Raw genomic sequence first — 14,701 nt, 5'->3', positions numbered from 1 at the left:
GCGGGCCGAGGCTGCCGGCGAGCTTGCCGATCCCCGCTCGGGCGTTTATGTTAGTGCTTACGTAAGTACAGCCGGATATCGCCATGAGCTTCCTTTCGGTCCAGGGCACCCTCGCCCTCGCCAGCCGCCTGAAGGTGATCAGCGAGCGCAGCTACGACCTGATCGACCAGGTCTACCGGGAGCACGGCATCGGCTTGCAGGCACGCTGGTTCCCGGTGCTGCGGCTGCTGCAGGAGCACGGGCCGCTGAGCGTGGGCGAGATCGCCCGGGAGATCGGCCTCACCCACTCCGCCATCAGCCAGCTGGCCACCAGACTCACCCGCGCCGGCCTGCTGCGGCGCGAACCCGCCCCCGGCGACCGCCGGCAGCGGGTGCTGGCGCTCACCGGGCGCTGCGAAACCGAACTCAAGGCCGCGCGACCGCTGTGGCAGGCCATGCGCGACACCGTCGAGCACCGGATCATGGACACCGGCGTGGACCTGCTCGACGCACTGTCGCGGTACGAGGCCAGCCTGGACGAACAGCCGCTGCCGGCCGAGGTCGCGCAACGGCTGCGCCAGCGCCAGGCTGCACAGGTGCGCATCGTGCCGTTCGCGCCGGAATGGCGCGGGGACTTCTACCGGCTCAACGCCGAATGGCTGGCGAAGTACTACCGGATCGAGCCGGTCGACCACGCCGTGCTTTCCGAGCCGGAAAAACACGTCCTCGAGCCGGGCGGCGCGATCCTGATCGCTCTGGTCGGCGACGAGGCGGTCGGCACCTGCGCGCTGATGGTGGACGCGCCCGGCGTGTACGAGCTCACCAAGATGGCCGTCACCGAACGCCACCAGGGCCTGGGCATCGGCCGCAAGCTGATGCAGGCCGCGATCGCCGAGTTCAAGCGGCTGGGCGGCCGCGAACTGTTCCTGGAGTCGCAGAAGCGCCTGCAGCCGGCGCTGCGGCTCTACGAGAGCGCGGGCTTCGTGCTGCAGCCGGGGGTGAAGCCCGGCACGCACTACCAGCGTGCGGACGTCTATATGATCTACCGCGAGCAGCGGCAAGCTGGCAGTGCCACAGCGCCCACAGCGGCACTACCCTAGGGTCCCCACGAGGTAGATCGTGTTCCGGGGCTGCCCTACGCTCGTGCCATCCCGCAACGCGCAGCGACGGAGTCATGACCATGAGCCTGGATATCGGATCGGCGGCCAGCCGTGCGATAGAAGCCTATCGCGAGCAGGCCGCCCCCCAGCCCACCGACGCGAAGGCCGCCACGGCGCCCGCCTGCGGGTGCAGTCCGGAGGCCAATCCCGGCTACCCGGCCAAGCCGCCCACCGATCCCGGCGCAGGCGTGCACGGCAGCCAGCCCTGGTACGCGCGCGGCGACGACCTGGCCTTCGAACAGATCGCTTCCGCAGCCTCGTCCGCCGCCGACGCACTCGGCTACACCAACGCGGCGCGGCACCTGGACCACTATCTCGGCAACTCCGGCGAGGACCTCACGGTAGATCCCGCCCGCATCACGCGCGATGTCCCGCAGTTCAGTCAATCCGTCCAGCAGCAGCTCGACGCCCAGGTGAACGCCGTGATCGAGCAGGCCGTGGCCGACGGCTGCTATGGGGAGCCGATCGCTTTCGACAGCGGCTGGCAGGGCTTCTACATCGACAAGGACATGAACGCCGACTGGTTCTACGCGATGGGCGGCATCCAGCATTCGGTGACCGGCACGGTCGTGGTGCAGCCCGGCGACCCGCCGACGGCTGAAGTGAGCTACCAGGTGCACGTCTTCGATCGCTACAACTGGGACGGCGGCAAGGCGACCACGATCGGTCCGGTCACCATCACCGATCAGCAGATGGGCGAATTGCACACCGCCGGCCTCGCACAGGAATACGACATCGTCGGCTCCACTGGCGAGACCACCTACACCGCAACCTATGATCCTGCAGGCGGCAGCACCGGCAATCCCGGCATTCCCGAGGCCGGCGACCGTGATGGCGAGCGGAGCGATCCCGGCCGCTGACCGTCGCATCGTGGCACCGGCTGCCGGTCCCGGAAGCGGCACCAAGTCAGGGTGCTATAGTCCAGCGCATCCGCTTTCGGGCGTTGCGACGGGTCCTGTCACGATGTCGGTCCGCATACTGGCCTGCCTGCTGTGGACCGCCGGCCTGGCCGCCTGCTCGGATCCGCCGCCTTCGGCCCCGACCGCCCACGCATCCATCGGATCCGACACGGTGCAGCAGCCACAATTCATCGACGACATCACGCGAACCGAGCTCTCGCGCACCGGCTTCCAGCTCACCAACGACCTCGAGTTCCTCGGCAGCCGGTCCGACGCCGGCATCGACCGGCAAGTCGCGTTCGCCGTACGCATGCCCGCCTCGCGCGTGCAGTCGTTTCTCGAGGCCGCCGGTTTCGATACGCCCCTCAAGCCCGGACAGCGCGTCTTCCAGACCCCCGTCGAAGGCGTCGACACGGCCGGCGCCAAGCAGGTCTCCGCCGGTCAGGACGTCTTCCGCACGGATGGCGGGTCGCTGACGCGCGATGTCATGGTGATCCACGAAGATGCCGGAACGGCGATCGTGCACGTTTGGGCCTACACCACCTGATTCCGCAAGCATCCCGACGCTGCGCCGCGGCGCGGGCTTTACCGCCCCCCCGGCGTTCCTGCCGACGGGAGCGGGCCATACCGGTCCGTGCGATGCGTTACGCAGTCCGCGTCAGGGCAACTGCACGGATCCGGCGCACCAGGAAGGCGCCTGTACCGGCAAGTACGATTCCAAGCGAGAGGGCGAGAACCGCAACGGTCGCTTCATCCATGCGGGCCTGAAGCCCGAGTGCCCCGAGCACGCTCGTGGCGTCATACGACACCCAGGCCAGCAGGCCCATGCCAAGGACGATGCAAGCCGATGCGAGAAACAGCGCGATTGCCTTCATGATCTTCTCCCGTTGCGACCAGGGTGCAGCCTGTCGCCCGGTGGGCCGCCGATCAACCGCCATGCGACGAAACGATCGAAACGGCCGATCGAATCGAGAATACGGCGACAAGCCGGCGACCAAGGCCACCCCATGCCTGGCATTCGCGATAGGGTGGGCTCCAGCCCACCGCATGGCCGTCGCGGGTCGCCGCGGATCGCCGCCCGGGTGGTGCGGTGGGCCGAGGCCCACCCTAACGCGCCCCGAAGCGTTTGGCCGACGATGCCGCTGCCTTCGCGCGCTCGACCTCGCGGTTCTTCGGTGGCACCACGGTGGTGAGCGAATCGATCAGCGTCCGCGCCGCATCGGTCACCTGCGCGACGGCATGCTCGAACGCGGCTTCGTTGGCCTTGGACGGAGTATTGAAACCGCTCAGCTTGCGCACGAACTGCAGCGCGGATGCGCGGATCTCGTCCTGGGTGGCCGGCGGTTCGAAGTTGTAGAGCGTGCGGATGTTCCGGCACATGGAGTCCTCCAGCGTGTCTCGGTTATCAATACGACGCATGGGACATGGCGCGATCGACACGACGCGCGACACGCCGTCAAAGCAGTCGGTGGGCCTGTAGGATGGGCTCCAGCCCACCATATGGCCATCGCGGGTCGTCGCCCCGGTCGTGTGGTGGGCCAAGGCCCACCGCATGCCCGTCAACCCACCGCATCGCCGTACGCCCGGCATCGGCGATAGGGTGGGCCTCGGCACACCGCATGGCCGCGACACCTTTTCCTCCTCCGGCCGTGGCGGCCTGCTCCGGGATGGATTGAAAATCCCGTCCGGCGCGCGCATCTGTATGGAACGGCAGCACCCGGCCACCACCAACGCAGCGACGGAGCATGAACATGGCCAGCTACAGCAAGACCGAGGAAGCCATCGCCCGGCTGACCTCCGAGCAGTTCCGCGTGACCCAGCAGAACGGCACCGAGCGGCCCGGCACCGGCGAGCACCTCGACAACAAGGCCCCAGGCATCTACGTCGACATCGTCTCGGGCGAGCCGCTGTTCGCGTCCTCGGACAAGTACGAGTCGGGATGCGGCTGGCCGAGCTTCACCAAGCCGATTGAGCCGGCCAACGTCAACGAGCTCGGCGACGAGAGCCTCGGGATGAAGCGCGTCGAGGTGCGTTCCGCGCACGGCGACAGCCATCTCGGCCACGTGTTCCCGGACGGCCCACCCGACCGCGGCGGCCTGCGCTACTGCATCAACTCGGCCTCGCTGCGCTTCGTGCCGCGCGAGCGCATGGAGGCGGAAGGCTACGGCGCGTATCTCGACCAGGTGGAGGACATCCGATGACCATCGAACGTGCCGTCCTCGCCGGCGGCTGCTTCTGGGGCATGCAGGACCTGACCCGCAGGCTGCCGGGCGTGGTCTCCACGCGGGTGGGCTATACCGGCGGCGACGTCGACAACGCCACGTACCGCAACCACGGCACCCATGCCGAGGCGATCGAGATCACCTACGACCCGGAGAAGACGAGCTACCGCGCCCTGCTGGAGTTCTTCTTCCAGATCCACGACCCCACCACGCCCGACCGTCAGGGCAACGACCTCGGCCCGAGCTACCGGTCGGCGATCTTCTACGTGGACGACGCGCAGAAGGCCGTCGCCGAGGACACCATCGCCGACGTCGACGCCTCCGGCCTGTGGCCCGGCGAGGTGGTCACCGAAGTCGCGCCGGCGGGCCCGTTCTGGGAAGCGGAGCCGGAGCACCAGGACTACCTCGAGCGCTATCCGGACGGCTACACCTGCCATTTCGTCCGGCCGGGGTGGGTGCTGCCGCGCCGGGGCGCGGCGACGGAGTAGCCGGGCACAGGGCGACATGCACGGCGGCACCGGCATGCGTGATGCGGCCCTCCGGCGGTCGCCGGCAACCAGTGCGCGACGAACCGCCGGAACCGCCGACGGGGCGGCAAACACGGCGACGAAAAGGCTGCCGGGTCCCGGCTGCCGTTCGACGCGTTGGACCGAGCCGACCGCCAGAGAACGGCCAAGTCGGAGTCTTCCAACCTGGCAACGGGGCGAGGAAAGTCGACTGCGACCCCGGCTTTCGAGATGCACGCCGCGGTAGTCGGCCGGCTACGCGCGCAACCCTCGTGCGATCCCCCACAGCCGCAGGGCTTCCTCGACGACGACCTCCGGCCGCTCCTCCGGCCAGAACAGCTTGCTGCCTTCGAGCAGGCGCAGGCCGCGCGAATTCCCGAACGCGCGTTCCAGCTCGAATGGCGCGCTGGCCGAGGCGAAGATGTCGTCGGCCATGCCCCAGACCACCCGCGCGGGCACTGTGCTGCGCGCGAGTTCGGCGTTGATGCCCGCGAGCATGTTGGCTTCCAGCGCGACGGCGTAGTCGTGGGTCCGCGCCTTGCGCATGGGCGAGTCGACCAGCGGCGCGAAGTAGTACTCGATCGCCTCGTCCGTGGGATGGGCGGGATCGGCGTAGCACATGGCGCCGATGCCCTTGCCGGAGCGTGCGAGCGCGGTGTCGCCGCGCCAAGGCGCCAGCCACTCGTCGACGAAACGTCCTTCCTTCGCCAACTCGATCACCGGCAGCAGCGCAGGCGGCGGGCAGTCGTTCTGCGTATCGCCATTGGTCAGCAGCAGGGAGCGCACGCGTCCGGGATGCTGCACCGCGAGCAGTTGCGCGACCGCGGTGCCGCTGTCGCTGGAAATCACGTCGGCGGAGGCGACGCCAAGCGCGTCGAGCAGCGCCGCCAGCATGTCGACCTGGTCCCGGGGCGCCACGCCCTGCCCGTCCGCGGTCTCGGTGTAACCCAGCCCCATGAAATCCGGCACGATGCAGCGGCGGTGCGCGGCCAGTCCGGCGATCGCGTCGCGCCACTGGAAGCCGTTCAGCGGGAACCCGTGCAGGAACAGCGCCGCGGGGCCGCTGCCATGCTGCACGCAGGCGATCCGCCCCTGCGGCGTCGCGACGAAGCTGCGCAGCGCGCGGAAGGCGGCGACGTCGAGCCGCCCGGCGCCGGGTCGTCGTGGTCCGGTGACGGCCACGGATGCGGCGGCGGGAAGGCCCATCACCATGTCGGCGGCGAACGCGGCCGTCGCGGCGGTGCCGGTAGCGATGAAATGCCTGCGATCCATTCGTGTCTGTCCGGTTTGCCGGTCGTCCGGCGGTAGGCCATGCTCGCCATCGGCCGCGCCGTGCACAATTCCTTCCGGGGTCATGGCGCGATGACCTGACAGGTCATGGCGCCGCCACGGCGCCCGGCCTAAGCTGGCACTTCCGCAAGACGCCTCGACCCCCATGTCCCTCGCACGCGGCCCGGAATCGCCGTTCGGCACGTTGCTGCGCGACTGGCGCACGACGCGATGCCTGAGCCAGCTGGCGCACGGATTCGCCGCACCAGGAAGGCGCCCGTACCGGCGAGTACGATTCCGAGCGAGAGGGCGAAGTCGGACGTATGCACGACACCGGGCGCGCCGGCGACGCCGCCGCCCAAGTTGCGATCCAGATCGTGATTGCCCACAGGATGGCGGCTTTGCCCCGGTCTCCTCAGTGCAGGGAAATTGTCGCTGGCGCCTTTTCCGTCCGAGGAATCGGGATAGCTCACCTCCACTTTGAAAAAGGGGGCTGGGGGGGATTTGTTGGGCGCCCGACGAGGCCACAACCAAAGCAAATCGCTGCACGATTCCCGGCCCCCGCGCAGCGCGCGGGGGCGCTCAAGCCGCTGCAAGGCATGTGGGAAACCTCAGACCCCGGCATCTTTTCCCGGCTAGATCGCCTGCGCCCGCCTCCACTCGCGCGGCGATAGGCCAACCTGTGCCTTGAAAGCCCGGGACAGCGCCGCCTCGCTGCCGTAGCCCACATCGGCGGCCACCACCTTCAGCGGCCGCCCCCGACGCAACGCGTGCTGGACCAGGCCTACGCGCCAGCCCTGCAGGTACTGGCCGGACGTGATGCCCACCGTTTCGCGGAAAGCGTTGGCGAACACGCTGCGCGACATGCCCGCGACCGCGGCCAGGCCGTCCAGCGTCCACTCCTTCGCCGGTGCCTCGTGCATGGCGACCAGGGCGTTGCGCAGGCGCGGATGCGACAACCCGGCCAGCATGCCGCTCCGCACTTCGCCGCTTTCCATGAGCTGGCGCAGGATCAGGATCATCACCGCCTCGAACAACCGGTTCACCAGCGCGTAGCGCCCGCAGCGCTGCGCGAAGGCTTCATCGAACAACAGTTCCAGCACCGCCGATGCTCCTTCGATCGCCTCCAGCGGCAGGCAGACGAATGTCGGCAGCGCCGCGCCGATCGGGTTGCCTGCGCCGCCTTCGAAACGCACGTTGGCGCAGGCCATGTCGGCGCCACGCACCGGATCGGTGATGAAGCGGTGCACCGTGGGCCGTGGATACAGCAGCAGGCTGGGCGCCTCGATGCGCAAGGACGCATCCCTGTGGAACACCTCGACCGGCCCCGCCCGCACCAGATGCAGCTGACCGAGATCGCCCTCGGGTTCCAGCGTGTTGATGCCGCACAGCGCACCGGCATGGAACACTTGCGCGGTGACCGAGAAGCGCCCCAGCAGCACAGCGAGTCGGTCGGTCAATCGATACTCCCGGTCAAGTATTCAGGATTTTTCGTCGCCAATCGTAGCGGCTGGGCGCGCAAAGTACATCTCGCCCACTGGCACGGCATCCACGCCGACTCGTCCCACCAACCCACATCCCCATTCGAAAAGAGGCATTGCCATGAACGCCATCACCCGCAATTCCGCCGCCACCCTGCTGGCGGTCGCCGCCCAGGCCGGCGCTGTCGCCCACGCCGCGCAACCGCAGGCCGAAGCCGCCACCCGCAACGCCATCGCCACGGCCGGCAGCTACGTCACCACGCCCGACGGCGTGCAGATCTACTACAAGGACTGGGGCCCGAAGGACGGCCCGGTCGTCACCTTCAGCCACGGCTGGCCGCTGAATTCGGACAGCTGGGAATCGCAGATGCTCTTCCTGGCCTCCCAGGGCTACCGCGCGGTCGCGCACGACCGCCGCGGCCACGGCCGCTCCAGCCAGCCGTGGGACGGCAACGACATGGATCACTACGCCGACGACCTGGCCGCGGTGATCGAAGCGCTGGACCTGAAGGACGCCACTCTGGTCGGCTTCTCCACCGGCGGCGGCGAAGTCGCCCGCTACATCGGCCGCCACGGCACCTCGCGCGTCAAGAAGGCCGTGCTGGTCAGCGCCGTGCCGCCGCTGATGCTGAAGACCGAAAGCAACCCGGGCGGCCTGCCGATCGAGGTGTTCGACGGCATCCGCAAGGCTTCGCTGGAGAACCGTTCGCAGCTGTACCTGGACCTCGCCTCCGGCCCCTTCTTCGGCTTCAACCGCCCGGGCGCCGAGCCGAACCAGGGCCTGATCCAATCGTTCTGGGTGCAGGGCATGCAGGCTGGACACAAGAACGCGTACGACTCCATCGCCGCGTTCTCGGCCACCGACTTCCGCGAGGACCTGAAGAAGTTCGACGTGCCGACACTGGTGATCCATGGCGACGACGACCAGGTCGTGCCGATCGACGCCGCCGGCAAGGCGTCGGCCAAGCTGATCGAGGACGCGCAGCTGATCGTCTATGCGGGCGCGCCGCATGGCCTGACCGATACGCACAAGGACAGGCTCAACCAGGACCTGCTCGAGTTCATCGGCAAGTAGTCCCGTGCAAACCATCGGCCCCGTTCGCGGGGCCGATTTTCCTTGTTCTTCCCCCAGCCGAGAGAGAGGAACACGGCCGGAGCTCCGTAGGAGCGCGCCATGCGCGCGATGCCGCGGGCATTGTGCCGTCATGCGATTCCGTCTACCGGTGCGCCTTCCGGTTCGCGTCGGGACCGTCGATGACCGGCCCCATAAAAAAACAATCCGGCAGAATGTCGATTCCGGCGGCTCCCCTTCGTCGTATCACGAGCGTTTGAAAAAACACACGAGATACGAGGAAAATTCCGATGAACCGCACAGCTCTCGCCAGCGCAGACCCCGCCCTCGCAACAGGGATCGGGCGCAGGACATTTCTTGGCGCACTTTCCGCGCTGCCTCTGATCGGCTTTGCCGCGAAAGGATCGACCATGACCGAACCTAGCGCCGTATCGTCCGGCTACGCGGACGTGGACGGACTGGACGTGTACTACGAAGTGCATGGCGGGCCGCTGCGGCCCGGGCTCGCGCCCTTCGTGCTGCTGCATGGCGGCGCGATGGCGATCGAAACCGCGTTCGCCGGCAGGCTGCTACCGCAGCTGGCCGCGCTGCGCCCGGTGATCGCGATCGAGCAGCAGGGCCACGGCCACACGGCCGATCGGGCAGACGCCCCGAGCATCACCCGCATGGTCGAGGATACGGCCGGCGTGCTGGATCATCTGGGCGTCGGCCGCGCGCATCTGGTGGGGCACAGCCTGGGCGGGATGATCGCGACGGGCATGGCGATCCTGCGTCCGGACCGGACGGAGAGCGCGACCATCATGAGCGCGACCTATGTGCTGGAAGGCATGCTGCCGGACATCGTGGCGGTGCAGCGCGATCCGACGCACCAGCCTTCGCCGGAGACAGCGGCGCTGTTTCCGACCGAAGCCGACTTCGGCGCCTGGGTGGAGCACTACAACCGCGTCGCGCCCGACCCCGCCGCGTTCGAACCGGTCCTCGGCAAGCTGAACACAATGCTGGCCGAATGGTCGGGCTGGAGCCAGGACCAGCTGCGCGCGATCCAGGCGCCCAGCCTTCTGGTCATCGGCGACACTGATTTCGTGCGGATCGAGCACGCCGCGGAGATGGCCCGCCTCATCCCGGGCTGCCGCCTGGCCGTGCTGCCCGGAACGACGCATATGAACATCACCGACCGCGGCGACTGGATCGTTCCGATGATCCAGGACCGGATCGCCACGCGGGCCTGAACGGACTGGAGAACTGGGATCAGAGTGGACTTTTCCGTTCTTCAGACCGACCCCTGTTTTTCTTACTCCTGTCCCCGTATGACCGGATCGGGCGGGGTGTCCGGCTCCGGCGGGGGCGGCGTGTCGGTCGGGGTGCCGGGCAGGTAGAAGTCCACGCGGTCGAACAGGCGGCTGTAGAACTCCTGGTTCTGTACGGTGTTGCTGCCGACCCGCACGAGGTTGGCGTTGCTGCCGCCGATGGGGATCGGCAGCGACACCGAGCCGATCATGCTGACGCCGACGCTGGCCGAACTGGACTGGGCCTTGAGCGCGTAGCGCTCCTGCACCGCGTTGATGAACACGATCGAGCCACCGTCCGCCTTCGGCACGCAGGTCGTGCGGACGGCGAGCTGGGTGTGGATATCGGACTCGGGCTGGAAGTTCTTGGTTGCCTCCACCGCCTCCGGTGCCATCCTGCCGATCAAGTAGCCTTGCCCCAGCAACGCGCGTCGCGCAGCTTCGCAGGCAACGGCCGGCACGACCGGAAAGCTGCGCGAATACGTGTCCTCGGCGCCGAACACCTCGCCCAGGGGCGGCGCCTGTGACTTGCTGCGGTTCGAGCTGCAGGCAGCCAACGACGCCGCCAGCACGACGGCGAGCGCGATGGATCGATGGAATCGCTTGGCGGAGGGCATGGGGGACGCGCGATCTCGGGGAGCGCCGAGTGTACCGACGGCGGCGTGCAAGCCGACTGAACGTGCCGCCGCGCGCGGCCCCGGGCAGGTCGCCGCCCACACCGGCAACCTCCGACCCTGCCTTATATCGCGAGCGCGGCGACGAAGAGCGCCATCGCGGCGGTCGAGGCGAGCGTGCGCACATGGTTCCAGAAGGTCCAGCGCTTCAGATAGCGCGCCCAGACGGCACCGGCGTCCGCTGCGCCAGCCCTGGCCAGCTCGTTGTTCAACGGCACGTTGAAGACCATGGTGCAGCCGAACATGCCGACGACGTAAATCAGTCCGCCCGCGAGCGTGATCGCCGCGCCCGGCTCGCCCCAGCGGAACATCGCCAGGATCGCAAGCGCCGCGCAGCTCAGCGTCGTGCCGAGGAACAGCGGCATGAAGAGCGAGCGGACGATCGTCGAATTGATCGAGTTCATCGCGGCGATGCCGTGCGCCCGGTCGATGCGGCCGAACGCCGTCATGATGAACGCCGAGAACGCGAAGTAGAGCCCGGCGAGCAACCCGCAGCCGATCGCCGAGAACCACAAAAGGATGATGTCGAGTCTCTGCATCACTGGGGTGGACGCAAGCCATGCGCGATCGCCCCGGACCGCACCTGGGCCTTCCTCGCAAACTCGCTGATCCAGTTGGGCTCCCAGGTCGCGCCGCCATCCGCCGATGAGGATTGTTCCCAACGCGCCGAGCGCGCAGTGATGTGCGACCAGACCACGCGTGTCTTGACCGGCCGGCCGTCGAGCGTGTCGTCACCGATGAAGGTGCCGACACCGCCGGCGAACCCGCCGCTCGCCGGCGGCGCGATGGTCGACGGCGTCCGGCTGTCGAGCCACCAGCTCGACCACAGCGCTGTCCCGGGATCGAAGGAGCGAAACCCGATCCCTCGAATCGTCCCGGTGGGAAGGTTCATGACGTTGTCGCCTACGTTGCCTTTCCCGCCAAGCACCGGCCAGTTGACCAGCGTGCCGTCGAACATGTCCCAGTCGTTGCTGCCGACCAGCCGCCGCCTGAGGCGGCGGTGCCGCACGTCCCAGCTCCCGACCAGGAAATCGAAGTCGGACGGCGCGTCGGCCAGCATCGGCAGCGGCAGCGGCTCGGCGTCCGTGCGCGTGAAGTAGTTTCGCCAGTTGATTTCCCAGCTCGCGCCGTCGTCGCCGGAGAACGCCTGCTCCCACCATGGCCGCGCGCCATGGATGTCCCGCCACCGAAACCGCATCGTGATCGGCCGGCCCTTGAACGTGTCCCGGCCGATGAAGGTGCCGACGTCGCCTTCGAAGCCGCCGACGACCGGCGGATCGATGCGGGTCGGGTTGCGTCCGTCTAGCCACCAGATCGACCATCTGCGCGTCCCCGGATCGAACGCGCGCAGGGTGAGTCCGCGATAGGAACCGCCAGGCAGGTCGACCACGTTGTCGTCGATCGTGCCCAGGCCGCCCATGGCGAGCCATAGCGCACTCCTGCCCGGGAATTCCTCCCAACGCGTGTCGCCGACAAGGCGCTCCTTCAAGCGACGGTGCCACACGTCCCAGCTGCCGACCAGCCAGTTCCAGTCGTGCGCACGCGTGGCGATGTCCCCGGCCGCGCCATCGGCCATGCCGTGTAGGCCGGATCGCGCCGCGGCCAGCGCAGGCAGGCCGAGGGCCGCTCCACCGCCCGCTATCGTCAGTGCCTTGATGAAATCGCGCCGCGAATACGGAGGAGACAGGTGCCGGTTCATGGGCGGTATCCTTGGAGTGGTTGCGGGGGAGAACTTGTCCGGATGGTGGTGGATCGGGGGGGCGTTGACCATCCGAATCGCAGCCCTCAGGCTAAGCCAGACTTATGGTCAGCAAGCGCCCGTTTCCGTCCCTTGCGTCTATCCGGGCCTTCGAGGTCGCGGCTCGCCTCGGCAGCTTCGCCAAGGCGGCGCAGGAACTCGATACCACCGCGGCCTCGGTGAGCTACCACGTGCGGCGCCTGGAGGAACAGATCGGGGTGCGGCTGTTCGTGCGCCATGCCCAGCACGTGGAGCTGACCGACCCGGGCAGGCTCGTCGCGCGGGAAGCCATGAACGCCTTTGCCGCCCTGCGCGCCAGCTTCATCAAGGCCGCCGACGCGGACGAGGCGCGGCTTGCGTTGACGACGCTGCCGACCCTCGGCACGAGCTGGCTGACGCCGAAGCTCGGCAGGTTCCGCCTGAAGCACCCGGAGATCGTGCTCGACATCGACCTGTCGCCGGAGGCCCAGGACCTGGGCGCGGGCCGCTTCGACGCGGCCATCCGCAATGGACACGGCGGCTGGCCCGGACTGCGCGCGATCGAGTTGTTCCCCAGCATCTTCATGCCGCTGTGCGCACCCGCCCTGAAGTCGGCCGTGGCGGGCATCGCCGATCCGCGCCGCCCGCTGGACGTTCCGCTGCTGGGCCGGGACGACTGGTGGACGCTCTGGTACCGCGCGCAGGGGTTCGGCGACGTCGCATTGCCCGGCAGCTTCGGCACCCGTCTGTCGGCCGAGTATCTCGACATCGCCGCGGCGGCGGCCGGTCACGGCATCGCGATCGGGTCGCCGATCCTGTTCCAGAGCGAGATCAAGGCCGGCAGGCTGGTGCCGGCGCACGATTTCGTCGCGGGCGACGGTCGATCGTTCTGGTTCACCTTCCCCGTCGCTCGACAGAACAGCGGGAAGATCGCCAGGTTTCGCGAATGGCTGTGCGATGAGGTGGAACGCGATCTCGACGCCGTTCGCGCCTTCATCCGCAGGGCCAGGATCATGGAACCATGAACATCGATCAGAGCCGCCTGACGAACACGCCCATCAACGCGGCGCATTCGTCCGGATGGGTCTCCAGCAGGAAATGCGGGCCGTCCAGGATGTGCGCTTCCATGCGCGGGAGCGTCCGCATCCAGGAGAGGGTCTCGTCGAGGTCGAAGAAGACATCGTGCCGCCCCCACAGCATCAGCGCCGGGGGTTGCTGGCGACCGAGGTAGTCGGCGATCTCTCCGAACCGCGCGACATGGTTGCGATAGTCGAGCACCAGCGCACGATGCATGTCGAGCCGGAGAAAAGCAGGGGCCGGAGTCGAGGTCCCCATCCGCCGGCCGGAAAGAAAGTCGACTCCGAGCCATGGCCGCCGACGGTGTTGTCGAGCACGTCGATCGGTCGCACACGGCCATGGGTCATGGTGCGTTGACGATGCTGTTGCCGCCGCTGTTGGCACAGTGGCCGATCCCCGTGGCGAAGCCGTTGATCACGTTGTCCCTGACCAGTACGGTGCTTCCCAAGTAGGAGGGGCAACTGACTCCTGTGCCGTCACCCGGACCGTACAAGTCGTTGCCGCGCACGGTGACGCGCGAGGTCTGTGGGCTGACGACAATCGCTCGGGTGAGATAGGAGACGGGGACGTCCGAAGCGAGGCCACGCACCCGGTTGCCGCTGATCGTGCCGGTGTTGTTGGAAACCGTGTAGATGCCGACTACGGCGTCGCTGCTGCCGTTGGTCGCGACCACGTTGTTGATCGTGTTGTCGAGTATGTCGACGTCGTAGTACGTATAGATCGCGTACAACCCGAAGCTGTCGGGGATGCCTCCCGTGTCGACAATCAGGTTGCGGCGGATAATGCTGCTGTCGCCACGGACGAAAATCCCGTTGAAGGTGTTGTTGTCCAGGCGATTGCTCTCGACCAGATGACCGGCACCATCTCCATCCAGGCGGATCCCGTGTTTGAAGCCGCGGATGGTGCAATTGCGGATGGTCGTGTTCAATCGGGTATCCGAATAGACGCCGATTGCCGTCGTCGCTACACCCGCCGCCAGTCCGCCGAGCTTGAAATCGTTGCAGTCGATGGTGACGTTGTTGGTGGCGATGGTGATGGCATTGCCGCTGCTGATGGCGGTGCTCAGGTTCTGGCGCAGGCACCAGGTGCCCTGGGTGGAGATGGTGGCCGGCAGCGAGTCGATGAAGCCGGCGCAGGTGTCGTAGGTCTCGGAGCGGACCGTCCCCGGCAGGGCGATCAGGCCGGCGAGCAGGAGCAGGATCGCGGTCAGGTGGCGAAGCGGATGCATGATGGGTTCCCCTGAGTGAATGACATGGCCGAAGCCCGCGTGTTGGGACAGCGAAACGCCACCGCTCTTGGCGGACATGTGGAAGCTAACGCCGTCAGGCGGCGGAAACGGTCACCGCCGGCGCACCCGGG

General features: G+C 67.9%; 17 protein-coding genes. 8 read left to right on the top strand and 9 right to left on the bottom strand.

What is annotated here, in order from left to right:
• Nucleotides 1-83: 83 nt before the first annotated feature.
• From AB5T46_RS08510 to AB5T46_RS08500, 3 genes are all read left to right on the top strand, one after another.
• Nucleotides 84-1,079, top strand: a complete 996-nt coding sequence (locus AB5T46_RS08510; protein WP_370563470.1) for a bifunctional helix-turn-helix transcriptional regulator/GNAT family N-acetyltransferase — start codon at nucleotides 84-86, stop codon at nucleotides 1,077-1,079.
• 80 nt (nucleotides 1,080-1,159) lie between these two features.
• Entirely contained in the window at nucleotides 1,160-1,999 is an 840-nt protein-coding gene (locus AB5T46_RS08505) for a hypothetical protein (protein ID WP_370563469.1), read from the top strand.
• Between the two features lie 103 nt (nucleotides 2,000-2,102).
• On the top strand, nucleotides 2,103-2,585 hold the full coding sequence (locus AB5T46_RS08500) for a hypothetical protein (protein ID WP_370563468.1): 483 nt from the start codon (nucleotides 2,103-2,105) through the stop codon (nucleotides 2,583-2,585).
• 97 nt (nucleotides 2,586-2,682) lie between these two features.
• Here AB5T46_RS08500 and AB5T46_RS08495 read toward each other — a convergent pair whose 3' ends face one another.
• The gene (locus tag AB5T46_RS08495) at nucleotides 2,683-2,913 is read right to left on the bottom strand and encodes a hypothetical protein (RefSeq protein WP_370563467.1); all 231 of its coding nucleotides are present in this window, start codon (nucleotides 2,911-2,913) and stop codon (nucleotides 2,683-2,685) included.
• A gap of 232 nt (nucleotides 2,914-3,145) precedes the next feature.
• Nucleotides 3,146-3,580 carry a DUF2277 domain-containing protein gene (locus AB5T46_RS08490; RefSeq protein ID WP_370563466.1) on the bottom strand — a complete coding sequence of 145 codons (435 nt, stop codon included), beginning with the start codon at nucleotides 3,578-3,580 and terminating at the stop codon, nucleotides 3,146-3,148.
• A gap of 209 nt (nucleotides 3,581-3,789) precedes the next feature.
• Between AB5T46_RS08490 and msrB the strand changes: the two genes are divergently transcribed.
• Together msrB and msrA are read left to right on the top strand one after the other, a co-directional pair.
• Entirely contained in the window at nucleotides 3,790-4,239 is a 450-nt protein-coding gene (msrB, locus tag AB5T46_RS08485) for a peptide-methionine (R)-S-oxide reductase MsrB (RefSeq protein ID WP_370563465.1), read from the top strand.
• Nucleotides 4,236-4,748 carry a peptide-methionine (S)-S-oxide reductase MsrA gene (msrA, locus tag AB5T46_RS08480; protein WP_370563464.1) on the top strand — a complete coding sequence of 171 codons (513 nt, stop codon included), beginning with the start codon at nucleotides 4,236-4,238 and terminating at the stop codon, nucleotides 4,746-4,748. The genes msrB and msrA overlap by 4 nt, the downstream gene beginning before the upstream one ends.
• A 273-nt stretch (nucleotides 4,749-5,021) precedes the next feature.
• Here msrA and AB5T46_RS08475 read toward each other — a convergent pair whose 3' ends face one another.
• Nucleotides 5,022-6,038, bottom strand: coding sequence for an alpha/beta fold hydrolase (locus AB5T46_RS08475; protein WP_370563463.1), 1,017 nt, complete (start codon nucleotides 6,036-6,038; stop codon nucleotides 5,022-5,024).
• 632 nt (nucleotides 6,039-6,670) lie between these two features.
• Nucleotides 6,671-7,495, bottom strand: coding sequence for an AraC family transcriptional regulator (locus AB5T46_RS08470; RefSeq protein WP_370563462.1), 825 nt, complete (start codon nucleotides 7,493-7,495; stop codon nucleotides 6,671-6,673).
• A gap of 142 nt (nucleotides 7,496-7,637) precedes the next feature.
• Between AB5T46_RS08470 and AB5T46_RS08465 the strand changes: the two genes are divergently transcribed.
• The gene (locus tag AB5T46_RS08465) at nucleotides 7,638-8,591 is read left to right on the top strand and encodes an alpha/beta fold hydrolase (RefSeq protein WP_370563461.1); all 954 of its coding nucleotides are present in this window, start codon (nucleotides 7,638-7,640) and stop codon (nucleotides 8,589-8,591) included.
• A gap of 407 nt (nucleotides 8,592-8,998) precedes the next feature.
• The gene (locus tag AB5T46_RS08460; protein WP_370563460.1) at nucleotides 8,999-9,817 is read left to right on the top strand and encodes an alpha/beta fold hydrolase; all 819 of its coding nucleotides are present in this window, start codon (nucleotides 8,999-9,001) and stop codon (nucleotides 9,815-9,817) included.
• 62 nt (nucleotides 9,818-9,879) lie between these two features.
• On the opposite strand, the gene AB5T46_RS08455 is transcribed toward AB5T46_RS08460, so the two are convergent.
• From AB5T46_RS08455 to AB5T46_RS08445, 3 genes are all read right to left on the bottom strand, one after another.
• Nucleotides 9,880-10,491 carry a DUF2242 domain-containing protein gene (locus AB5T46_RS08455; protein WP_370563459.1) on the bottom strand — a complete coding sequence of 204 codons (612 nt, stop codon included), beginning with the start codon at nucleotides 10,489-10,491 and terminating at the stop codon, nucleotides 9,880-9,882.
• Between the two features lie 122 nt (nucleotides 10,492-10,613).
• Nucleotides 10,614-11,087, bottom strand: a complete 474-nt coding sequence (locus AB5T46_RS08450; RefSeq protein WP_370563458.1) for an anthrone oxygenase family protein — start codon at nucleotides 11,085-11,087, stop codon at nucleotides 10,614-10,616.
• Nucleotides 11,087-12,247, bottom strand: a complete 1,161-nt coding sequence (locus AB5T46_RS08445) for a twin-arginine translocation signal domain-containing protein (RefSeq protein WP_370563457.1) — start codon at nucleotides 12,245-12,247, stop codon at nucleotides 11,087-11,089. Before AB5T46_RS08445 ends, AB5T46_RS08450 begins: the two co-directional genes overlap by 1 nt.
• 104 nt (nucleotides 12,248-12,351) lie before the next feature.
• On the opposite strand from AB5T46_RS08445, the gene AB5T46_RS08440 reads away from it, so the two are divergent.
• Nucleotides 12,352-13,290, top strand: a complete 939-nt coding sequence (locus AB5T46_RS08440; RefSeq protein ID WP_370563456.1) for a LysR substrate-binding domain-containing protein — start codon at nucleotides 12,352-12,354, stop codon at nucleotides 13,288-13,290.
• A gap of 7 nt (nucleotides 13,291-13,297) precedes the next feature.
• On the opposite strand, the gene AB5T46_RS08435 is transcribed toward AB5T46_RS08440, so the two are convergent.
• Nucleotides 13,298-13,558 (bottom strand): alpha/beta fold hydrolase, encoded by a 261-nt coding sequence (locus AB5T46_RS08435; protein ID WP_370563455.1) that lies wholly within the window; start codon nucleotides 13,556-13,558, stop codon nucleotides 13,298-13,300.
• A 127-nt stretch (nucleotides 13,559-13,685) separates the two neighbouring features.
• Nucleotides 13,686-14,648 carry a right-handed parallel beta-helix repeat-containing protein gene (locus AB5T46_RS08430; protein ID WP_370563454.1) on the bottom strand — a complete coding sequence of 321 codons (963 nt, stop codon included), beginning with the start codon at nucleotides 14,646-14,648 and terminating at the stop codon, nucleotides 13,686-13,688.
• Nucleotides 14,649-14,701: the final 53 nt, after the last annotated feature.

The sequence above is a fragment of the Luteimonas salinilitoris genome, assembly GCF_041300785.1.
Taxonomy (GTDB): domain Bacteria; phylum Pseudomonadota; class Gammaproteobacteria; order Xanthomonadales; family Xanthomonadaceae; genus Luteimonas; species Luteimonas salinilitoris.
Note: the sequence above shows the minus strand (reverse complement) of the source record. Positions and strands in the feature narration are given on the sequence as shown.